Here is a 21,761-nt window from a genome sequence, read left to right on the forward strand (position 1 = left end):
CTAAATATATTTATTTTTCTTTCCGTTTACGTGTAAACCAGCCAATTACAGCAACTGTTCCTGTGACAATTATGCCAGTGAACATTATTATGAAATTGCTTTCTTTACTTTCACCAGTCTTGGCCAATACATTAGTGCGCTTAGAAGTACTACTTAAGTTATGGCTTTTAATAGTAGAATGCCGAATAATCTGGGATCGCCGACCCGTTTTCTTTACATGATGCTGTTTTGAAACTGCTTTTTGTGGCATTGGCCTGGTTGGCTTTTTCTGTTTATTTGGTTTTTCTGGTTTGGTAGAAGAATTAATCGGGTTATTAACACTCAGATTATTATTATTTTTGGTGTAAATATAGGTGACATCTTGAGTCTGTGTACTAAAGAATCCAGTCGCATTTGTCGGTCTGGACTTTAAAGTATAGCCTGCAAAATCTTTGGCTCCAGTAGTATACCCGTCACCAACGTTACCGCTTAAAACAATGTCGGAAGTAAGTTCGTTACCATTTTCATCTTGGTAGTGAACAATAACATCAGCAGCTTTACTTGGAAAATTAGGATTTACTGGCATCTTAGTAGGAGCTTTTTTGTAGAGATAAACAACATCAGTTATAGTATTATCAGCAAAGCTACCACTGGCGTTGGCAGGAGTTTCTGCTAGAGTGTAGCCAGTAATATCTTTAGGCTTTGTGGTATATGGAGTGTTTAATCCACCAGTTTGTACATCATTAGGTGCTAGTTGGTTACTGTCTTGGTCTTGATAATGTGTAATAACAGCCGCATTGTATCTCACGTAAGTATCGGCGTCTTTAGCTGGATTATAGTTAGTTAAAAGTTGTGGAGATGTCCAGCGCTTGTCTTTAAGTGCTTGAGGATGTCCTGTTGAGCCATCACCGACATTAACCCAAATTCCTGGCGTGTCTAAGCCAGTACTTGGTAGAGAATTTTTAGCACCTAGCTTTAAGTAATTTAAACCTGTCAGTCCATTTAGCATATTATCGCTACTGGTAACCGAGTCCATATTGAAATTACTGATATCAAGGCTGGTTAAGCCACTATCTCCTGAAAACATTTCCATCATGTCAGTTACCTTGTCCGTGTTAAAGTGACTAACATCTATCTTTGTTAAATTAGTGCAAAAGGCAAACATTCCGTTCATGCTGGTAACATTACTAGTGTTGAAGTGGCTGACATCTAATTGATCCAGACTCATACAGTATAAAAACATGCCTACAGTTTGTTCAGCGCTGCTGGTATCAAAGCTAGCAACATTTAAGTTTGATAACTTAAGGCACATGCCAAACATAGCAGACATATCCGTTACTTTTGCTGTATTGAAGCTACTAATGTTTAGTGCCGTCAAGTTTCGGCAGGCATAAAACATAGAATTCATGTTTTCAACATTTTTAGTGTCAAAATTATTCAGATTTAAGTTGGTTAAGCTTGTGCAAAGATTAAACATAGTACTCATGTCTTTAACTTTTGCTGTATTAAACGAGCTAACATCAAGATTTGTTAAGGCAGAACAAGACTTAAAAAGCTTGTTCATATCAGTTACATTACTCGTATTAAAGCTACTCAAATCTAGACTTTTTAAATTTTTATCATTAGAGAACATAGAGGCCATATTCGTAACTTGGCTTGTGTCAAAGTTAGATAAGCCCTCAAACTCTTCTAAGTTGTTTAAATCACTGAAGAGACCAGCCGCAGATCCCTTGATAGCTAGAGGTCCGTCGATAACAATCTTTTTGGGTTTATTAGTGAGAAAGAATTGGCTAATTGTTCTAGGTACATCATTACTATCAGATGTTATATTACCAGAAATAGTAGCAACTTCTTGATCAGGATCATATGTAAGATGAGCACCATTACTATCAGATGATATTAAGTTGGCTTTTGTAGCAATCTTTTGTTGTTCATTTTCACCATATGTAACTGCAGGAGGCACATCTTTTTGATTGGCTGCTTTAGCATCTGCATCAGAATTCTCAATATTTTTCGTAGAAATTACCGGCACACTAATTAATGAAGTTGTCTGATCTTTCGAGTTACTATCAGCAGCAATATTTTTTTGGTCATTACCCTCATTTGTAGCAATAGGATTTTGTGAATCTATATTAGATTTTGTATCATTTCCAGATACAAGATGAGAAGCAGCAAGATGGTCTGCCTTAACTATTTGTGGACTGTTACCTAGTAAGCCGAGACTGACCACAAGCCCACCCAGCAGCAATTTTTCCTTGTTTTTATTCATTATACTTAACCTTCATGTATTAAAAAACAGTATATTATGTACCTAAATGGAGTTTATCATATTTATTATATTAATTAATAATTAAACGCACTTATATGTTTTAACAGTTGTAAGAATACTTAAAACAAAGAAAAATAGTTAGAGTGTTTTTAATTACTAACTATTTATATATATTATATATTAATACAATTATTTTAATGTTTAAGTATTGAATGAAACACTCTTTCGTCATTTTTCGTTGCACATATGGTTAAGCTAACTAGTTAAAATTGCTATAGCTGTTAGTAATAGTCTAGCAAACATAACAAATAGACTTTCTTTTTGCTTTTCTACAGTTTTAAACAAATACAGTAGCAGCATTGGTATTTTTAGTAACTTTTTTAAAACCGGAGTTTTAATTGCAGCCTTATGATCAGCCAGGTATTGACTTACAATATGGTTTACTTTTACTATTGAGGATTGCTGTCTCTTGAACCAATGAAGTTGCTAACCACTTTCTTAATCCCAATTATTGTTGATGCAATTGTGCCGAATTTATTATAAATGGTGCTCAAGAAACTAACTTTGCTTTTAGCTATAATAAAGCTGAATAAAATATGATAAAATCATTGTTAATTACTTTTCATTTTTAATAAATCAGGTAGGCATTTCCATGAAGCGAACTTATTTTAAGGCAAATTTTAATATTGCACGCAAATCAAAGAAAAATATTCTGTTAATGGGCGCTTTGGTTTTATTCATGGTTCTCTTTGTACTAGTGGTTGAAGCTCAAAACTTGGGAGATAACTACCGTCAGTGGCGCTCATACTATGATTCTCTTGAGGTTAATATCAGTTATTTTGACAGCAGTCTATTACGCAAACAAGAATATAAAGAGACTTATGACAATTTAAACGCCCAGGAAGGCAGCATTGCCAGTTTGCAAAATGGAGAAGTTTTAAGTGATCCGCAAACTTATCTAGACGGATCGATCACGTTATTTCAAACCATGTTAGATGGCTACCGCAATAATTATCTGGGTGCCAGCACATTGAATGTTCCACCCAAATATCAATTGCATCAAAGATTAGTTACGTATAAATATCTATATCGTCATCATATACCAGCAGCTATGAATTCAAAGGCATCAGCAACGTATCTAATCTATATTCTCAATTTTGTGGCTATTTTTATTTTCTTTTATATTTTGCTTATTTCTAATGATGTGTGGATGGTTAAGTTGGATCATGATACGGTTTTACGCAATATCCCTTATCGTGTAGAAGATGAGGTTAAAGGCAAAACCATGATCAATTTAGCTTTAGCCTTGGGTCCTTTATTTATTGGACTAGTCGGTGCATATCTTTTTGCCGGCTTACGAAATGGCTTTCGCAGTTTAAATTATCCTAACGTTTTTTACTTTAATAAAATAATAGCAATCCCTGTCTGGCTGGATTGTTTGCTCTTTTTACTTTATACCGCAGTATTGGTAGTATTTGTGACCAGTTTAACTTTACTTCTTAACCAGTTGACTAAAAATGTATATCTCTCTACCTTTATTGGTATTGCTCTATATGTATTAACGTATTTGCCTGCCAAAATGCTTAAATTTATTGCTTGGCTGCCATCTGCATATTTAAATGTTAATGATGCGCTTAATGGCACTGTGGCAAGTAAAACAGGATTTGCAGGGCTAAACCTTGTCACCAGCGGCTGTATCCTATTAGTTTGGTCATTTATTTTGATCATGTGGTTCAGACACCTGGTTAATAAAGGAGGTATTGCACGATGAAATGGCGTTATTTCCTCTTTCAGTTGAAGGCTTTTTTGGTTAATCCCAAAAATATTGGACTGTTTATTGCTACTGTGATTATGTCTTTATATTTTAGTCTGGTCAGTGTGCCTAACCGCCAAGTAATTGAACAGGTCGATGCCAAACCTATCAGAAAGGAATATATTGACGATACAGCCTTTCTGAAAGTGGCGAGGCAAGAGATTGCTTATTCCAAAAAGCCAGGTTATGATTATATTCCTAGCAAAGGGGCGGTGGACGCTGTCAGTACTTACCCGCAGGTCTTATCTTATGATAAAAAAATATTGCGTGCTATAAAGAAAAAAGACTGGGATGCTTATGCTAAATACGCCAGTGCTCGTTATCAATATATTGACGAGTTAATCTTTGTAGAAGGTAACCAAAACTTTTTGTATCCAGCTGCGTATAATCAAAATGATAATTTTAAACAAGATGGTCATTTTGGCTATCAACGGACGTATCACTTGTATAACGCACTTTTAGCCGGTAAAAAGGATAAGCAAACAGGGCTGAATAAAAACATTTTGGAAGAGCGCACAGCATTACAAGTAATTCAAAACTCACTTTCTGGCTGGACAGTCTTAATCATGGTAGTGATAGTTTGTTTCTTTGCTGCAGACATTGTGACTAATGACAGGAAATATTATACGGTCTTGGAAAATATTCCTTTAAGTAAACGTACCATTTTATGGTTGAAAACTGGAGTTGTTGAAGTAGGGGTTTTGCTTGACTTTGTAGTAGCTGGGATAATTGCTCTTCTTTGTATAGCACCTAGATATGGTTTGGGATCATTAAGACTAAATACTGTTGATTATTTAGGCAAAATAAACTTCAAAGCAACCTTTAGGACTGAAACACTAGGTATGTATTATTTGCAGTTTATCATTTTTGCAATCATTATTTCGTTTATCTTTATCAGGTTGACAATTCTGCTAGCAATCCTTTTGCGTAACGAATATGTTGCCGGCATGCTTAGCAGTTTGTTTGCTATCAGTGCGAAGATGCTTTACTTCTCATTGGGCATGGGTTTTGTTTACCCGTTTTTGGAAAAATGGCCTATGACTTATTTTTCTATCGGTGACAGTATTACCGGTAACTTGGCTTATTTGATGGATGCACCCGGATGGGGCTTTACTGCTGGCTTAGGGCCACTCATTTGTCTGGCACTTGTCATTGAAATTTTACTGTTTTTGTTCACGCAAATTAAAAGCATCCCTTTAGTTAGACGAGGTGATTAAAATGTTAAAAATAAAAGATGTCACATTGGCATTTGGAAAGAACGTTGTTTTAGATGACGTTAACTTGGAATTTAAGCAGGGCGAGATCGTTGGTCTCGTAGCGCCTAACGGTACGGGGAAGTCGACCTTGATCAACGTTATTTTGCATAATCTGACGCCGCAAAAAGGGTTTGTTGAATATGAAAATACACGTTATCAAAGCCAAAAAGATACGATAAAATTACACCAGGAAATCTGCTCGTTTCCTGAACAAAGCGACCTGTTTCCCTTTATGACTGGACGAGATCATCTTAATTTATACGCTGATCTTTGGCACAATTCTGAAAAGCCCGTTGAGCAAATAATTACTGACTTGCAAATGGAAAATTACGTGGAAAAGAAAGTACAGACTTATTCTTTAGGGATGAAACAGCGACTTTGTTTTGCAATGGTAGTAGCAACTGATTCTCCTGTAATGCTGTTAGATGAAGTAATGAATGGACTCGATCCGCAGAATGTGGCTTTAATTTCACAGATGCTTCTTAAACTAAAGGATGAAAACAAGTTGATCATTATGGCTTCACACCTTTTGTCTAACTTGCAGCAATATGCTGACAGGGTCTTGTTTATGGGTAAGGGACACATCATTGAAGATTTAGACAATAAAAAGCAAAATAAACGGTATTTAAAGATGCAGTCTACCCCTGAAACGACTAAGTTGCTAGCCGATTATGATTACGAAACCTTGCCTAATAACCTGATATTAGTTCCTCTAGAAAAAATTGAGCAGGATAAGCTGACGCAACTTATAGCCAGCTTAGTTAGAGCTGATATTCAATACGCAGTTGAAAGAATTGATATCGAAGACTTATTTAATAAATTTTATGATTAGTTTAAAGCTTTAACCTGATTTAATATTTGCAGAAAATAAGCAGCCGTAGTTTGCATGTCCATATTAGTTAAAAAATGAATGATTGAGACAGCTGCTTCATCATTGGCAGTATTGTGGAATGTAAGAATTGCATTTAAAAATTTGCGCCCAACAATTAACAACATTTCGTTATCTGGTAAGTCAATCTGGTTTATTCGTGTAAGTAGTTGGTCTGCAAATTTAAACTGACTTTTTGTAATTAAGCCAATTACAGCTTCAAATAATGCTGCTATACTAAAATGAAATGTACCTTCTCCTGCTTTTTTAATAAAAGAAATATTGCTGATAACCTGAACAGAGATTTGGTAAATAATTCTAGGATTAATAATAGGTATAACATTGGCAAACAGTGAAAGAAATTCATGGCCCCAAACAGTTATCTTACTTAATTGGTGGTTTAATTCATTTTGCTGGGCTATAGGAAAAATATTATGCTGTGAAGTTTTATAATACAAACTACAGGCGATTGCCGCATAATCGAGGTCAAAAGGATCTTGACTTGACTCGTATTTATTTAATGCCGCTTGAGCCAGTTTTTCCAAATAATCTCTGTCGTGGTTATTCCAAGATTCTTCTAAAATTTGGGCAATGTGATCCTGTGGGTCGAGTTTAGCAAGCGCAATATATTCAGTTGCCGATAAACTAATTCTTTCGCACAGTTTTAATACCCGGTTAAAATCCATATGGCCTTGATTATTTTCCCAGCGAGAAAGCATTTGAATAGAACAAATGCCTGCGGCAGCTTCTTTAAGCGTAATATGCTGTTTTTTCCTTAATTGTTTAAATTCAATTCCTGACTGCATGTTATTTCGTCCTTTTTAAGATATTATGCACTTTTTTCTCATATATGAGAAATAAAAAAACCAGAAAAATAATTCATGCTTTAATATGTTTAATCAAAAAATATCTTAACCGTTTTAATAATAAAGAAGGAGTAGAAAAATGCAATCTTCATTAAAATTTGCACCTAAATGGAAACTCGTTGCCTACACACTTTTAGCAGTAGTAATGGCATTTGGCAATGTGGTAATTGCATATGTCACTAAGATCATGTTAAATGCAGCGCAATATCGTCAAGGCGATAGTGGCAATTTAATTAGAATTGCCGGCATTGGTGCTGCAACAATCTTAATTATTATGCTGTCTAATTTTGTGTACCGTTATATCAAGTACGCTATTATTCAGGATGTCAATGTTTATCTTAAAGACAAAACGATGAGCTACCTGATTGAACAACGCAGTGACTCACAAAAGGATGGTTTAAGTCTGATGACGAACGATCTTAAACAGATTGAGACGTCTAAGACTACAAATGAATTAATGATCATTGCAGAATTAGTATCTTTTTTGCTATCAGTAGTAGTTGGTTTAATCAATTCCTGGATTTTAACATTAATTTTTATGGTAACTACTTTAATTCCTGGACTAGTGCAAAGGGCTTTTACCAAAACAATTCAAGCCAAAGCAAAAGTTTGGGAGACAAATAACGTCGCATACACTCAGAGTGTAAATGACGGGTTAAACGGAGCGCAGACTGTCGGCTTATACGATGCCCAAAGTTCGACTATTAGTAAAGTAGTTAATAGTGCCAAAAGAATGGAAGAAGCATTAAAGAACTTAAACTTCACACAAGCTGCAGCGGGAGAAGTCATTATGGCTTTTGCAGATATTTTTAGCTTTATATTGCCGTTTCTAGTAGGAGCCATCTTAATGCTGCAAGGACAGATCGGTGTTGGTACTTTAATTATGATAGTGCAACTATCTAATGAATTTATTAACCCGATAGTTAATATTTTTGAACAATTAAATGCAATCAAGTCTACTAAGCCGATGTGGGATAAAGTAGAGCAGGCTCTGTCTTTTTCAGCTAACAGTACTAAAAATGCAAAAACTGGTAAATTTACTGGTTTGAAAGTTGAAGATGCAACTTACAGTCAAGGTGGCAGAGCGATTTTTACTCACCTTAATTTGACAGTTGCTCCGAACGAAAAAATCTTGCTCATGGCACCAAGTGGTTGGGGTAAGACTACGTTGTTAAATTTAATGTTAGGTAAAATTAAACCTAGTGAAGGTCATGTTTATATTGATGGTGAAGACGTCACTGGCAACTGGACCAAAGTCCACGATAATTTCAGTTACGTTAACCAAAAGCCGTTTATCTTTGATGATACAATTAAGTTTAATATTCTATTAGGGCGGAAGGCTTCTCCAGCAAGTTTGGCTAAAGCAGTTGAATCGGCGGGACTAACTGAACTCGTGGATGAAAAAGGCTGGGATTATCAGGTTGGTGAAAAAGGAGCAAACTTATCTGGGGGACAAATCCAAAGAATTGAAATTGCGCGTGCTTTTCTCTCTGAACGGCCCGTATTGCTGGCAGATGAAGCTACTAGTGCCCTTGATCCAGAGCTGTCACTTGCAATTCATAAAACGTTATTAAAAAAGCCTAATTTGGCAGTAATTGAAGTGGCTCATAAAATTTCTACCGCTGAAAAATCGTTGTTTGATCGAATAATTAATTTAAATGGAGAAAATGAAGAATAAAGAAGTATTAATGCGCTATGTTGATAATGATGGAGTTGTTAAAGTTTGGCCTGGTAAGGCTAAAAACCGGCTGTTGATTTTACAATATTTGGCAACTAAATTTGAACCAGCAAAAAAATATTCTGAACAGGAAGTGAACCTGATTTTAATGCACTTTGTGTCAGATTATGTTACCAGAAGGCGAGATTTGATTGAAAATCATCTTTTAAAGAGAACGGATGATGGTCGAATTTACTGGCTAAATGAGAAAAATTAAGAAATAGAATATTAATATACCTCCAAATTTAGCAAAATTTGAAGGTATTATTGCGCTAAAGATAGTTCAAGTGGCTGCAAAATCAAATATAGATTTTAATTTCAAAACTGCAAGCACTTTACCATAAATGACAATAAAATAGCCTTTATATCGTATAATAGCTCTGAGAGTCTTACGAGTGAAAATACTATGGAGACAGCGATTAGCAGACTATTAAAGAGTAGGAATATTAATATTGTAGATGTTGCTAAGAAAAGTGCAGTTTCTGCTAGTACTTTAAGAAAAGCAGCAGTTAGGCCACTTGAAACTTGGTCGGTAAGAGTGCTTAATGCTTTTGCAACTGGTTTAAATGAAAGAGCGGGCGATCTACTAAATATGTTACAACCCAAAGAATATAAACTTGATATTAACGATGAAAAACAAACTATTCAGGGTGTTTATGTGTCTGACAAAGCTATGTATCTTGAGCTAAGAGGAGTTATTGAGGCTAGTCATTTAGAAGGTTGGAACCCAACTAAAAAAGATATTGAGAGCGTATTAGATGGAGTTCTTAATCCAGACCCAGAGGAGGTTAAAGAAATTATGGAAATTTGGGAGGGCAGCGATGAGTGACTGGATTAAAGATACACTATATGACAATGGTGTAATGAAAAATAAGTGAAATTTTATTTGGCGGTATATCCGATTTGGAAGGTAAATATTGTGCGGGTAATTTTCAAAAAATGGCTATGAACTTTTCGATCGCTCACGCTTTGATTACGCAGAGAAAAATATCAATGACATTATTCATGAGCAACAGAAACAGGTAGGTTTAGCAGCAACAGACTATGCCAAATTACTTAAACTTCATGCAATCATTTAGAGAAGGTAATGGTCTTAGCTGTAAGGTATTTTTGTATGCTAGTTAATATCAAAATAACCACTTTACTTTTAATTGAAGCAAAAGTGGTTATTTTAATTTTTAGAATTTATAAAGAAATTATATTATTTGATTTTTGCTAATGCATCATCTACGGCGCTTTTAACAGCTTTCGATGTCAGCGAAGCCCCAGAAACTGCGTCAACATTGGTTGAATTAGATTCAATAATGTTGTGAAGCAAAGGTTTAATGATTTTTTGGCCAATTTCCTTAGTTTCACTTTGTTTGATGACATTGATATCTTGGATATTTTGGTTATTTTTATCCATGGTTACTTTGACCACAAACTCATTTCCCATGCCTTGATCACTTTTACCAAGAAACTGATTTGCACCAAGCTGGTAGTTTTCTGCTTGTTCGTCACTAGCTAGAATTTTAGGGTCAAGTGGGGCAACATTTTCTGCTTTTTCTCCTGGTTCTTGAGTGACATTTTCTCCAGCAATTTTACCGAATATCAACAGCTCTGCAACATCTTGACCAGCTTGATATTGATTAGTGGTTATACTACCGGCTTCGCCAGCACTATATAAGCCCTTAATTACCGAACCATCTGGCTTTAAAACCTCAGCTTTTTCGTTTTTGCGTGGACCTCCCTGAGTGTTTAAAGCTGCAGGCTGCAACTTAATTGCGTATATTTGTCCATCATCAAGTGGGGTCATTGTTTGGCCGCTTCTGCTAAATGAATAATCCTTACCTAATTTTGCAAGTTCGTTAAAGTCCTTAACTGTGTTGCCAAAAATGGTTGAATCAAAATTAAGTTTTGCGGCAAGTTCACTAATAGAGGAGGCTGTAATTGCTTTATTTAAAGCAGATTGTAATGCGCCATCCTGTATTTTTTCCAATTTGGCTTTTTGCTTTTGATCAAAAATAATCCAAGATTGTGTAGTCAAATATGGGTGTCTGCCAAAACCATGAATAAACAGATAGCCGGCTTTAGAATGCTGGTCTTCTGCAAAGTAACGTGTACCATCATTACCTACAACAAAAATACTGCCTGTGTATAGTTCCGGCCAAGTGTATGCTAAAATGCCCCGCTGGCCATTTGCAACTGCATAAGTCAAACCGTGATATAAGCCACCGCCATTGTAAACACTTGTGTGCCACTGATCAGCACCAACTTCAATACTTAAATTGATAGAATCTCCCTTATTATATAGAGTGCCCATTGGCACCATTTTAGGAACACCTAAGTAATCCTGAATTCGCTTAGGATCGTTTTCAAAACCTCCAGCTGTGAGAACAACTCCTTTTTTGGCGTGGACATATACTTCTTGTCCATGTCTGTGGATTACTGCTCCTACAACTTTGCCGGTTGAGTCTTGCACTAAGTGAATAGCCGGAGATTCGTACCAAATAGTAATATGATCCAGGCGTTTCATGACCTCATTTCTGAGGACTTTCCATAAAGCTCCGTCTTCAATTTGCTGCCCATCATGTACAGTGTATAAGTCATAGTCGGAAGCTCCCGGATAGTCAGGATAATCAGGGAAATCTCCTTTGACCGATTGAACTGCTGGTCTGTCTGGATGTGCTAAAAAGCTGAAAGGTTCAACATGAAGGTATTTTTTTAAGTAATTAGGCATATCAGCTACGCCATCAACAAAAGTATCTATGATTTCTTGATTAAGCTCAAAGGGTGCTGTCATTTTGGAATAGTATTTTTGATAAGAAGATTTGCTTTTAGTACCTGCAATCATTTGTCCACAATAACGAGTATTACCACCTTCGTGGCCAACGGGTGCAACATCTGTTAAAAGCACTTTGCAATGATTGTCAGCAGCGAACCTTGCGGCGGTAGCGCCTGCTCCTCCAAAACCAATAACTATAACATCAAAGTCAGCCTGCCATTTAAAATTGTTAATTTGTGTTGATAGCATTTTTAAATCCTTTATTCTAGTCCTAATACTGACTTTGCTGCACGTCTGCCTTGATGAACGATGCCACCGATGGCTGTCCCAGAACCAGGGTAGTATGAGCCAAGCCAGCCGCCAGCGTTTAGTCCTGCTGCATATAATCCTGTAATAGGTTGATTATAAACATCAAGTACGTTGCATTTCTTATTAATCTTTAGTCCACCTAAAGCGCCTAAATTGCCTGGAGTATTGCGGTATGCGTAGTAAGGTCCGGAAAATGGTCTTACACCATTTGTTCTGTTGTATTCTGGATCCGCGCCATTAGCGGCATTTTTATTCCAAGTATTAACGCTGTTAACAAGGTTTGCTTTAGGAACATTAATTTTGTCTGCTAATTCTTCGAGTGAATCGGCTTTAACTACTAAACCGCTTTTTACATCGCTCTCTAATGATTCTGGGTTCCATGGACTAGTTTTTTCATTAATAGAATCTGCACCAAAAATCTGATAAGTTGGTTTGTCTAGTTGCTTTTCCTGGTTGAAAATTGCCCGGAATTCATAAGCATAAGTTGCATCTTCGTTAACAAATCTTAAGCCATTGCCATTAACAAAAATTGAAGGGATTGTAGGAACACGGTCATCAGTACCATTGCCAGTTCTGGCATCAAAATCAATTGTTCCGCCAAAGCCGGTAACCGCTGCGCCAATTGCCATGCCCATCACAATGCCATCACCTTGATCCGTTAAGACAGACCAGCAATGATGAGCTTTAACATCTTCATAATGTTGAGGACTCAAGTCCTTAGCTAATGCTACATTTTGATCAATCGAGGCTGTGGCCAGAATGACTCCACGGCGTGCTTTTAAATATTTAAGTTGATGGTCTTTTCCTTCACTAACAACACCAATAACCTTGCGCTCGGTACCATCTCCAGCCGTAATTAATCCTATTACAGCAGTATTATAAGTAATTTCTGCTCCTTGTTTTAAAGCATATTTGAGGAGATGTTGGGTTAAAATAATACCGTTGCCACTGGCACCGCCATTTTCATAAACATGAATCCGATCCGCAAAATGATCTTTAGCATAAGGAATCTCAGTGTGTCCGTAGACATTCGTCCATTTAATGCCCATATTGGCCAGCCACTCAATATTTTTCGGAGAATTTTGGGTAAAATCATGTACTAAATCTTGGTAAACACGACCTTCACCTGCTTTTAAATATTCCTGCTCATGATTTTCAGGGGTATCGTTTTGATATTTAGTAGATTCTTTTTGTAATTTCGTACCCGCTGCTTGAATGACACCTCCGGAATAGTTAGTTGTACCACCAGCGATGCCTTGTTTTTCAATTACCATCACAGAAGCGTGATTTTCTGCAGCCGTAGCAGCAGCGGCTAGACCGGCACCACCGGAGCCTACGACAATTAAATCATATTCACCGTCATATTCGTCTACATCATAATCGGTAACTGTTTCTTTAAGTAACGGATAATTTGCAATCTCGGGAATCCCGTTTTCTTTTGTGTGAGAATCAGGTTGCGAGGCACCTGATACAGCATCTACATTAGTTTTTGTCTTTATTCCTGCTTCATTAGCAGCCTTGATAGCAGCCTTTCTTAAAGCACCAGTTGAAATTGAAGCGCCTGAAATTGCGTCAACTTCAACAGAATTTTCTTCATTGGCTTTTTTCAGCCAAGTTGCAATTCCTGCTGCTCCTACTGTATTGGGCGTAACATTTTCAGCCCAAATCTGCTTAATTTTGTTTTTATTTTCATCAACGTCAATCACAGCTTTAATTATGCTGTGAAAACCTTTTTCTTCTGCACTATATTGACTCATAGTTTTACCTCCTTAAATTTATCTGCTTGTACTTTCCATGCCATTATCGATTCGTACTGCACCGCCATTAATATGACTTGCTTGATCAGATGCGAGAAAGACCGCTACATCAGCCACTTCTTTTGGAGTAGCGTAACGATTGTCAAGATAAGCAGCTGCATATTTCTTGTATACTTCTTCATGGGTAAGATTAGGAAAAGCCATTTTTTCGATTCTTTTCATCATATCCGTGTCAATAGCACCAGGTGACACTGCATTAACGTTAATGCCATGGGAACCAAGTTCTAACGCGACGCTTTTAACTAGACCAAGTGTTGCATGCTTAGAAGAACAATATTGTGACATTTCCGGCGCTCCAACCATTGATCCGTTTGACGCTATTACAACGATATGTCCTGAATTTTGTTTAATCATTTGTGGTGCTGCATATTTCATACAATACATGACTCCAAAGACATTAACTGCAAAAGTATGCTCAAAATTTTCATAAGTTTGTTTTTCAATTGGCAAGGATTTGCCTTCATCACCAGCATTTGGTACTAAAATATCTAAACTACCATAATGCTTAATTGTTTTTGAAATGAACTGTTTAACCTGATCTTCTTTGGTCACGTCAACTATTGACGTTAACAAATGATCTGAATCAATATCTAAAGTAGGCAAAAATCTATCTAATTTTTCTTGACTAGTTGAAGAAATGGAAAGTTTTGCCCCTTCTTTTGCAAACTCTTTTACCAGTGATTGACCAACTCCACCGGTTGCTCCCGTAATTACAACAACTTTATTCTTTAAACCAAAATCCATAATTATCTACTTCCTTTCGCAAAAAACCAAAAGTAGCGCTTACAGTATTAATTATATGGAATTAATTCTATAATAGAAATAGAAATCTTTTATGGTAAATAAGGAAAATTGATTATGGATATTAATAAACTGAAAATTTTCGTAAATTTGGTTGAAACTGAAAATTTCACACGAACTGCCCAAAATTTAAATCTCACTCAGCCAAGTGTTAGTTATATTATTAAGTCGATAGAAGATGAAACAGGTCAAAAATTGTTTGTACGAAATAAACGACATGTAGTACCAACAAAAAATGGTCTTATTTTTTATAATCAAGTTAAGCCATTAATAAATAAGTATTATTTAGCCCTTCAAAGTATAAGATCTAATGAAGAAAAAGAAGCAGATATTATTAATATTGGTTGTACAGTAACTCCTTATAATCTAAATAATATCCCAAAATGGATAAAAAAATTTAATATACAATATCCTAAAACCAAATTTAATATAACGATTTTAGATCATAATAAGTTAAAACAATATTTGGAAAATGAAAATATTGACTTGTTTTTGACAAGCAAAGGGGATGCATCAGATCTTAAAAATATACGATTTTACCCTTTACTTAAAGATAAATTTTTTGCCATTGTGCCATATAGTAATTCTCTGTCCAATAAATCTGAGCTTTCTATTACAGACTTTACTAAGCAGAATCTGATTTTTGTTGACAATGACTTAACCGGAATTGAAATGATTAATTTACAGAATAAAATTATTAATGCAAATGCAAACCTAAACGTAACATTTACAAATGATTTGGCTGGTGCTCTGATTTTAGTTAGTGCTTTACAAGGAATAACAATAGGTTTGAAATTTATTTATACAGATTTTGATGAACAACTAAGAAAAGTGCCATTGGCCCTAAGTCCAATTATCAGCTATGGAGCTGTCGTTAAAAAAAATAATAAAAGGCAGGTGGTAAAACAATTTATTGATTTTCTGCAAAATGAATTATAGAAAAACTCCTCCAAAATACTATTGGAGGAGTTAATAATTTATGCTTGCATTGAAGCTCCAGAATCAGCATCTGTAGCTTTTTTATTCTCGTCAGGTACTAATTTTTGACCTGTTTGCTTTAAGTACCAATTAATGATTGGCAGTAAATCAACAATCCATTCAGTAACTCCAGCATATTGGTCATTTTTATCAGTCATATTTTTAAATGAAGCAACCATGTACTCATCAGCACTTGGCTTGATAAGCTTATAGGTTTTTCCAGTCTTGGCGTAATCCATTATTTCTTGAACATGAGGCATTGAAGTTTTTTTGTGAACTTCTGATAAAGTTTGTCCTAATTTTTCTGGCCACCGTGGTGAAAGCAGCATTTTTTTAGGAATTTCGTTATTGCAATATACATAGCGATCATCTTTGTCAATAGTAATCAATTCAAGTGGCAGGCAGTTGAGTAGTGCATCTAATTGATCAACTGTTAGTAGCCCTTGATCTAATTCTACATAATCTGAACCTTTAGCAGCCTTAACTTTTGTAGCAGTTTCTTTAACCCAGGTACTTGTAGCTTCTTCTGTATGTTTAACCATTTTAATCTCCTTATTTTTGTATAAACCGTTTACAAAAATAGTATATTTTATTTATACTTATAAGTGAAATTAATATCAGTTATTAATAATAGAAATAGATTATAAGAGATATATATATGGATATTAAAAAATTAGTTACTTTTGTTAATTTAGTAGAAACAAAAAATTTCACTAAAACGGCTAAAGCAATTCATGCTACGCAGCCAACCGTTACGCATGATATAAATGCTATTGAAGATGAGATCGGTGTTAAGCTTTTTAATCGTAATAAGCGCTACGTTAATGTGACGAAGAATGGTAAAGACTTTTATCAGAAAATTAGGCCATTAATTAATAACTATTATTCTGTGGTACAAGAGATTCAAAAAAAAGATAAAGAAGAAAGCTTGCAAATAAATTTTGGCTATTCATATAATCCATTTAATGATAAATATATTCCCCTGTGGATAAAACAATTTCAAATAAAGTTTCCACAAGTTAAATTTGAATTGGTAAATTTAAACCGTAACGAATTAAAACAGCAGTTAGTTTCTAACGATTTGGATATTATGTTAACAACAGGGTTAGAAGCAAAAGATTTAAGTAACGTTAAAATTTATCCGATAAAATCAGAGTTCTTTAAAGCAATCGTACCTCGAAATAACCCTTTGAGTAAAAGAGCAATGGTCAAACTGACTGATTTACAAGATGAAAAATTGCTATTTTTAGATAACAGATGGGCAGCACAGGATATTATTAATCTTCAAAACAAAATTATTCATTCGAATAAAAATCTGACCATTACTTATGCGGATGAAATATCTTCTTTAAATGTTTTAATTAAGGCTCAACAAGGAATAGGATTAGGACTATATTGTATTTATTCTGAACTTGATCACGGCTTGATTTATGTTCCTCTTGATTGGGAGCCGCAAGTTGATTTAGTAGCCATTACGCAGAAAAATAATGAAAAAAGAATTGTTTACCAGTTTATCAAGTTTATTCAAGAATTCAACTTTGACTTTAACTAGTACAGAAAATATAAAAAGAAAGGCTGACAGGTCAGTCTTTCTTTTTGCATTAAGCTATATTAATAAAGCCAGTGATTCATATGGTTGTAAAGCTAAAGTTTTAGGCACCTCTTGTAAATTTTTATCGTAGTTGCTAATTAGAGTTTGTGCTTTTTGCCCTTGATAAGAAGCGGGTAAACCGTACGCCACTTTTTGTCCATAAAAATTGTTAATTACTAGTAAGGTTTGTCCCTGGTAAAGTCGGCAATAAGCAAAAACTTGTGGGTGATCCAAGTCAATGGGTTCATAGCTTCCCTTAGCAATAATTGGGTAATGTTTTCTTAAGTAAATCAGCTTTTGATAATATGGGAAAATTTCACCATGATCAAGTTCAGCCGCAACGTTAATTTGTTCTTGATCTTTTGGCTTTAGCCAGGGAGTTCCAGTAGTAAAGCCTGCGTTAACGGTGTTATCCCAATGCATTGGCGTTCTGCTATTATCACGAGACTTTGCCTGAATAATTGCCAGAGCTTCGGGGTCATCTAAGCCCTCCTTTTTAAGTTCATCATAAGCATTGAGTGTTTCGACATCGACATAATCCGTGATCTTCTGGTAATTGGGATTGATCATGCCGATTTCTTCGCCCTGATAAATATAAGGGGTGCCGCGTAATAAGTGCATTACGGTAGCCAGCATTTCAGCGGATTTTTCCCGAAAATGAATGGGATCACCAAAACGGCTCAGCGCCCATGGCTGGTCGTGATTATTCCAAAACAGGGCATTCCAGCCACCACCTTGACTCATTCCAATCTGCCATTTATTAAGAGCATTTTTTAAAGCGGAAAAGTTAAAAGGTATTTTGGTCCATTTCTGACCATTTTGATAATCAACCTTTAGGTGATGAAATGTGAAAACCATTGATAATTCGTGATTACTTTTTTTAGTATAAGCAACAGAATTAGCAACAGTTGTTGAGGACATTTCTCCCACAGTAATCGCATCTGGCTCCTGACCAAACGTTTTTTGATTTAATTCTTTTAGGTATTGGTGCACTATCGGCTGGTCTGTATACATTAACTTGCTGGCAGTGTTTTTAGGTGCATCAGTGAGTTTTTCATCTTTACCAATAACATTAATCACGTCAAAGCGAAAACCTTTAACTCCTTTGTCACGCCAAAAATTAACGACCTTAAATAGTTCCTTTCTAACCGCGGGATTATGCCAGTCGAGGTCAGCTTGAGTTTTGTCATATAAATGAAGGTAAAACTTGCCGGTCTTGCCAAATGGGGCCCAGGCTGGACCACCAAACTTAGATGTCCAATTGTTAGGTAAGCTGCCATCTGGCTTAGGCTCTCTAATGTAGAAAAATTTTTGATAATATTCGTCTCCGGCCAACGCCTTTTTAAACCAAATGTGATCAGTGGAACAATGATTTAAAACCATGTCGAGCATCACACCAATGTGATTTTGCGCCAGCTTCGCGACTAATTCTTCAAAATCGGCCATTGTGCCAAATAAGGGATCAATTTCGTAATAATTTGCGATGTCATAGCCATTATCGTTTTGAGGAGATACAAAAAACGGATTAAACCAGATCATGTCGATATTTAGTTTTTTTAAGTAGGGTATTTTTGCGATAATTCCTCTTAAATCTCCGATGCCGTCACCATCACTATCGTAAAAAGATTTAGGATAAATTTGATAAATCACTTTGTCAGCTAAACTCATAATATAAGTCCTCCATTTTTAGCTTTTCTATGTGCGAAGTCTACGAATTTGAATTTATCAGGCCGGTGTTGAGAAATAGTGTATTGAAAAAAAGATGTATCTTTTAAATAAGTTAAACTGCGTACGACTACCACTAAGTTAGTATCGGTAAGGTGCAGCTGCTCCATTATATCTTTACTTGCCGGCTCTACGGTAATAGTTTTAGTGGCATAATCGATTTCAAGGCCTAAATCATGTTCAAAGTAGTAGTATAAGGAACTTTTTGCCTGACTAGCTGATATGACAGGCACATATTTTTTTAAAATATAATCTTCGTCAACTACTATTGGCTCCTGATTGATTAACCGTAAACGTTCTACGTAGGTTGCAGCAGTTTCTGTTAAGGATAAGTGCTTGCGGATTACAAAAGGCATCTGGGCATCTTTTAAGGCCAATATTTTAGTTGCAGCATGCATTTGTTTTTGCTTGTTTAGCTCATCAAATGATTCGATATTAGAAATAGGGAAGGCAATCCTTGCTGCATTAATAACTACTGAGCCCTTACCCTTTATTTTTTGAATTAAGCCAGCATCTAAGAGTACGTTTAAAGCTTTTCTAATTGTTTCACGTGAAACGTTATAAAGCTCTGATAGTGCCGGCTCACTAGGTAAGAAATCACCTGCAGCATATTGTTTGTGCTTTATTTTGTTTGATAGATCTTCTGCTATTTGTAGATATTTAGCTCTCATTATTAGTTAGCCACCTTTTAACAATAATCATACCACCTTACGTTATTTTTTAAACCTGTCTAGACCGATAAAAAATAAATAAAAATTTATTACACCAGCATAATATGCAATATGTTGACACCTGTCTATACAAGAACTATAATTTTAAGGAAAGCGTTATCAATATATATGACGAGCTTTTATGTTGTAATTTTCTGGAGGCTTAATTATGAGTAGTACGATTAAAATACTGGCACCTGTTGCTGGTCAGGTCATTAATCTCAGTGATGTTAATGATCCGGTTTTTTCCCAGAAAAAGCTAGGTGAAGGTTTTGCCGTTAAACCTAGCTCTGGGGAAATAGTTTCGCCGGTAGCTGGTAAGGTAGTAATGGTTGCTGAAACTAAACATGCACTCGGCTTGCAAACAGCAGAGGGTGTGGAAGTGATGATTCACCTGGGTATAGATACCGTTGAACTTGATGGTAAACCATTTGACTGGCAAGTAGCAGCGGGCTCTAAAGTAAAAGCAGGTCAACAATTGGGGACAATGGATCTGCAAGCGATTAAAGATGCCCAAAAAGATGATACAGTGATCTTGGCGGTTACTAATACCGCTGATGTTTTAGCTGGTATTGATGTTGCTCTTGGCACTAAGTCTGCTGGTGAAACTGCAGCCACTATCACTTTGAAGCAAACTAAAACTGCCCCTGCAGCTAATAAAGATGAGAATAAATACCAAACTACAGCGCGCGAAATTGTTAAGGCAGTTGGTGGTGCCGATAATATTAAAAGCGTTATGCACTGCTTTACCCGTCTGCGCTTTACCTTAAATGATAATAGTATTCCGCAGGATGACGAGGTTAACAACATTAAAGGGGTAATAGATGTTACCCGCGCAAATAACCAATATCAGATAGTAATTGGTCAAACAGTAGAAGACGTTTATGATGAATTAATTAAACTACTTGGGCCAAAATACGCTGGACAGGGTGAGACTGCGCCTGCTGCTCCAGCTCCAGAGACTAACCAATCTATCGGTGGCAAGATTAAAAATGGCTTCTTCCAGTTAATAGGCGTAATTACCGGCTCTATGATGCCTGTAATTGGTTTGTTGGCCGCCAGTGGTATGTTAAAAGGTATTCTTAACATTTTAACTAACTTTTGCCACATGTCTACGGCTTCTCCAACTTACACTATTATTAATGCGATGGGGGATGCATCGTTTTACTTCTTGCCTTTAATTGTTGGATTTACTGCTGCTCAAAGATTAGGCTCTAATCCAGTAGTTGTTTCTATTATTGGCGGCTTTCTGATTTACCCTGATTTAGTAAAAATATATGCCAGCGGTAAATTCAGTTACTTCCTGGCCGGTGTAGGTATTAATGCCAATTTCTTTGGTATTCCAATTCATATTCCGCAATATACTTATTCGATTTTTCCAATGATTTTTGCGGCTTGGATGGCTGCTAAAATTGAACCGTGGATTAAAAAATGGATGCCAGTCACATTAAGACAAATTTTTACTCCGCTAGTAGAAATCTTTTTGGTAGGGATGACAGTCTTAATTATCGTAGGCCCAGTAATTTCATTTATTTCTACGGGAATTGCTAAAGTATTGCAATGGCTGTTAACTGTCAACACTGCACTTTCCGGCTTAATCATCGGTGGTCTTTATCAAATACTGGTTATCTTCGGACTGCACTGGGCAGTAGTTCCAATTATTGCGAATGATATTGCTGCAACAGGACACAGTATTTTAAACGGTATTGTTTCAGTAACTATGATTGCACAAGGTGCTGGTGCACTTGCTGTCTGGTTTAAGACCAAGCATAATCCTGATCTAAAGGGATTATCTTTAAGTGCTGCTATTTCTGCAGCTGTAGGTATCACTGAGCCGGCAATGTATGGTGTTAACTTAAAGTACGGTCGTGTATTTATGACTTCAAGTCTTGGTGCTGCCATTGGCGGATTGGTAAACGGACTACTTAAAGTTGATATGTACGGCTTTACTGGCAGTTTGATTGGCTTTCCATCCTTTGTTCCTAAAGCCGGACAAGGCAATCCTAATAACCTGTTAAACTTCTGGATTGCTTCTATTGTGACTATTGTTGCTGCTTTTGCTTTGACCTACTTCTTTGGTTATAAGGAGAATGACGCTGATAGTCCTAAGACTGCACCCAAGAAAAAGAATTTAGCTGATTTATAATATGTGGGGTTGTTTAATAGATTAATTTTTAAAAAATATTGAATTATATAAAAGGGTTCTAAAACTAATAGTGATTAGTCAAGAGCCCTTTTATAATGTATTTTTGAAATACTCGGTTAAATTATAATAAAATAGATTATTGTAGATGGAGT

17 protein-coding genes are annotated in these 21,761 nt (G+C 35.9%); 9 read left to right on the forward strand and 8 right to left on the reverse strand.

What is annotated here, in order from left to right; all coding sequences use genetic code 11:
- Positions 1-10: 10 nt before the first annotated feature.
- Positions 11-2,248, reverse strand: coding sequence for a BspA family leucine-rich repeat surface protein (locus H3U49_RS07075; protein WP_198180749.1), 2,238 nt, complete (start codon positions 2,246-2,248; stop codon positions 11-13).
- Between the two features lie 652 nt (positions 2,249-2,900).
- On the opposite strand from H3U49_RS07075, the gene H3U49_RS07080 reads away from it, so the two are divergent.
- The 3 genes from H3U49_RS07080 to H3U49_RS07090 are packed head-to-tail and all read left to right on the forward strand — an operon-like array spanning position 2,901 to position 6,149.
- Positions 2,901-4,019 carry an ABC transporter permease gene (locus H3U49_RS07080; protein ID WP_198180750.1) on the forward strand — a complete coding sequence of 373 codons (1,119 nt, stop codon included), beginning with the start codon at positions 2,901-2,903 and terminating at the stop codon, positions 4,017-4,019.
- Positions 4,016-5,278 carry a tellurium resistance protein TerC gene (locus tag H3U49_RS07085; protein WP_198180751.1) on the forward strand — a complete coding sequence of 421 codons (1,263 nt, stop codon included), beginning with the start codon at positions 4,016-4,018 and terminating at the stop codon, positions 5,276-5,278. The genes H3U49_RS07080 and H3U49_RS07085 overlap by 4 nt, the downstream gene beginning before the upstream one ends.
- 1 nt (position 5,279) lies before the next feature.
- Positions 5,280-6,149, forward strand: a complete 870-nt coding sequence (locus H3U49_RS07090; RefSeq protein WP_198180752.1) for an ABC transporter ATP-binding protein — start codon at positions 5,280-5,282, stop codon at positions 6,147-6,149.
- Here the strand turns inward: H3U49_RS07090 and H3U49_RS07095 are convergent.
- On the reverse strand, positions 6,146-6,991 hold the full coding sequence (locus H3U49_RS07095) for an Rgg/GadR/MutR family transcriptional regulator (RefSeq protein ID WP_198180753.1): 846 nt from the start codon (positions 6,989-6,991) through the stop codon (positions 6,146-6,148). The genes H3U49_RS07090 and H3U49_RS07095 overlap by 4 nt on opposite strands.
- A gap of 139 nt (positions 6,992-7,130) precedes the next feature.
- On the opposite strand from H3U49_RS07095, the gene H3U49_RS07100 reads away from it, so the two are divergent.
- The 3 genes from H3U49_RS07100 to H3U49_RS07110 all read left to right on the forward strand — a co-directional run bounded on the left by H3U49_RS07100 (position 7,131) and on the right by H3U49_RS07110 (position 9,597).
- A complete protein-coding gene (locus tag H3U49_RS07100; protein WP_198180754.1) occupies positions 7,131-8,729 on the forward strand; it encodes an ABC transporter ATP-binding protein in 1,599 nt (532 codons plus the stop codon).
- Complete coding sequence (locus tag H3U49_RS07105; RefSeq protein ID WP_198180755.1) at positions 8,719-8,985, forward strand: DUF2087 domain-containing protein; 267 nt, start codon at positions 8,719-8,721, stop codon at positions 8,983-8,985. The genes H3U49_RS07100 and H3U49_RS07105 overlap by 11 nt, the downstream gene beginning before the upstream one ends.
- A 189-nt stretch (positions 8,986-9,174) precedes the next feature.
- Positions 9,175-9,597, forward strand: a complete 423-nt coding sequence (locus H3U49_RS07110) for a helix-turn-helix domain-containing protein (RefSeq protein WP_198180756.1) — start codon at positions 9,175-9,177, stop codon at positions 9,595-9,597.
- A gap of 372 nt (positions 9,598-9,969) precedes the next feature.
- Here the strand turns inward: H3U49_RS07110 and H3U49_RS07115 are convergent, their stop codons facing one another.
- From H3U49_RS07115 to H3U49_RS07125, 3 genes are read right to left on the reverse strand one after another with little or no spacing between them, the layout of a single operon-like run.
- Complete coding sequence (locus H3U49_RS07115; protein WP_198180757.1) at positions 9,970-11,781, reverse strand: FAD-binding protein; 1,812 nt, start codon at positions 11,779-11,781, stop codon at positions 9,970-9,972.
- Positions 11,782-11,792: 11 nt separating this feature from the next.
- Positions 11,793-13,598 (reverse strand): FAD-dependent oxidoreductase, encoded by a 1,806-nt coding sequence (locus H3U49_RS07120; protein WP_198180758.1) that lies wholly within the window; start codon positions 13,596-13,598, stop codon positions 11,793-11,795.
- A gap of 18 nt (positions 13,599-13,616) precedes the next feature.
- Complete coding sequence (locus H3U49_RS07125; RefSeq protein ID WP_198180759.1) at positions 13,617-14,402, reverse strand: SDR family NAD(P)-dependent oxidoreductase; 786 nt, start codon at positions 14,400-14,402, stop codon at positions 13,617-13,619.
- A gap of 114 nt (positions 14,403-14,516) precedes the next feature.
- Between H3U49_RS07125 and H3U49_RS07130 the strand changes: the two genes are divergently transcribed.
- Positions 14,517-15,398, forward strand: coding sequence for a LysR family transcriptional regulator (locus H3U49_RS07130; protein ID WP_198180760.1), 882 nt, complete (start codon positions 14,517-14,519; stop codon positions 15,396-15,398).
- Positions 15,399-15,436: 38 nt separating this feature from the next.
- Here the strand turns inward: H3U49_RS07130 and H3U49_RS07135 are convergent, their stop codons facing one another.
- A complete protein-coding gene (locus H3U49_RS07135; protein ID WP_198180761.1) occupies positions 15,437-15,979 on the reverse strand; it encodes a PAS domain-containing protein in 543 nt (180 codons plus the stop codon).
- A gap of 116 nt (positions 15,980-16,095) precedes the next feature.
- Between H3U49_RS07135 and H3U49_RS07140 the strand changes: the two genes are divergently transcribed.
- The gene (locus H3U49_RS07140) at positions 16,096-16,989 is read left to right on the forward strand and encodes a LysR family transcriptional regulator (protein WP_198180762.1); all 894 of its coding nucleotides are present in this window, start codon (positions 16,096-16,098) and stop codon (positions 16,987-16,989) included.
- Between the two features lie 54 nt (positions 16,990-17,043).
- Here the strand turns inward: H3U49_RS07140 and treC are convergent, their stop codons facing one another.
- Together treC and treR are read right to left on the reverse strand one after the other, a co-directional pair.
- Entirely contained in the window at positions 17,044-18,696 is a 1,653-nt protein-coding gene (gene treC, locus H3U49_RS07145; protein WP_198180763.1) for an alpha,alpha-phosphotrehalase, read from the reverse strand.
- A complete protein-coding gene (gene treR, locus H3U49_RS07150; protein ID WP_198180764.1) occupies positions 18,693-19,424 on the reverse strand; it encodes a trehalose operon repressor in 732 nt (243 codons plus the stop codon). The genes treC and treR overlap by 4 nt, the downstream gene beginning before the upstream one ends.
- 208 nt (positions 19,425-19,632) lie before the next feature.
- On the opposite strand from treR, the gene H3U49_RS07155 reads away from it, so the two are divergent.
- Entirely contained in the window at positions 19,633-21,609 is a 1,977-nt protein-coding gene (locus tag H3U49_RS07155; protein ID WP_198180765.1) for a glucose PTS transporter subunit IIA, read from the forward strand.
- The last annotated feature ends 152 nt before the right edge of the window (positions 21,610-21,761 follow it).

It is taken from the genome of Lactobacillus sp. W8174 (genome assembly GCF_016100975.1).
GTDB classification, from domain to species: domain Bacteria; phylum Bacillota; class Bacilli; order Lactobacillales; family Lactobacillaceae; genus Lactobacillus; species Lactobacillus juensis.

Bases quoted from the DNA above. Each gene is read 5' to 3' on its own strand.
- treC (WP_198180763.1), bottom strand. From the start codon at position 18,696: ATGAGTTTAGCTGACAAAGTGATTTATCAAATTTATCCTAAATCTTTT.
- H3U49_RS07135 (WP_198180761.1), bottom strand. From the start codon at position 15,979: ATGGTTAAACATACAGAAGAAGCTACAAGTACCTGGGTTAAAGAAACT.
- H3U49_RS07140 (WP_198180762.1), top strand. From the start codon at position 16,096: ATGGATATTAAAAAATTAGTTACTTTTGTTAATTTAGTAGAAACAAAA.
- H3U49_RS07080 (WP_198180750.1), top strand. From the start codon at position 2,901: ATGAAGCGAACTTATTTTAAGGCAAATTTTAATATTGCACGCAAATCA.
- H3U49_RS07115 (WP_198180757.1), bottom strand. From the start codon at position 11,781: ATGCTATCAACACAAATTAACAATTTTAAATGGCAGGCTGACTTTGAT.
- H3U49_RS07130 (WP_198180760.1), top strand. From the start codon at position 14,517: ATGGATATTAATAAACTGAAAATTTTCGTAAATTTGGTTGAAACTGAA.
- H3U49_RS07105 (WP_198180755.1), top strand. From the start codon at position 8,719: ATGAAGAATAAAGAAGTATTAATGCGCTATGTTGATAATGATGGAGTT.
- treR (WP_198180764.1), bottom strand. From the start codon at position 19,424: ATGAGAGCTAAATATCTACAAATAGCAGAAGATCTATCAAACAAAATA.
- H3U49_RS07100 (WP_198180754.1), top strand. From the start codon at position 7,131: ATGCAATCTTCATTAAAATTTGCACCTAAATGGAAACTCGTTGCCTAC.
- H3U49_RS07095 (WP_198180753.1), bottom strand. From the start codon at position 6,991: ATGCAGTCAGGAATTGAATTTAAACAATTAAGGAAAAAACAGCATATT.
- H3U49_RS07085 (WP_198180751.1), top strand. From the start codon at position 4,016: ATGAAATGGCGTTATTTCCTCTTTCAGTTGAAGGCTTTTTTGGTTAAT.
- H3U49_RS07125 (WP_198180759.1), bottom strand. From the start codon at position 14,402: ATGGATTTTGGTTTAAAGAATAAAGTTGTTGTAATTACGGGAGCAACC.
- H3U49_RS07090 (WP_198180752.1), top strand. From the start codon at position 5,280: ATGTTAAAAATAAAAGATGTCACATTGGCATTTGGAAAGAACGTTGTT.
- H3U49_RS07120 (WP_198180758.1), bottom strand. From the start codon at position 13,598: ATGAGTCAATATAGTGCAGAAGAAAAAGGTTTTCACAGCATAATTAAA.
- H3U49_RS07075 (WP_198180749.1), bottom strand. From the start codon at position 2,248: ATGAATAAAAACAAGGAAAAATTGCTGCTGGGTGGGCTTGTGGTCAGT.
- H3U49_RS07155 (WP_198180765.1), top strand. From the start codon at position 19,633: ATGAGTAGTACGATTAAAATACTGGCACCTGTTGCTGGTCAGGTCATT.
- H3U49_RS07110 (WP_198180756.1), top strand. From the start codon at position 9,175: ATGGAGACAGCGATTAGCAGACTATTAAAGAGTAGGAATATTAATATT.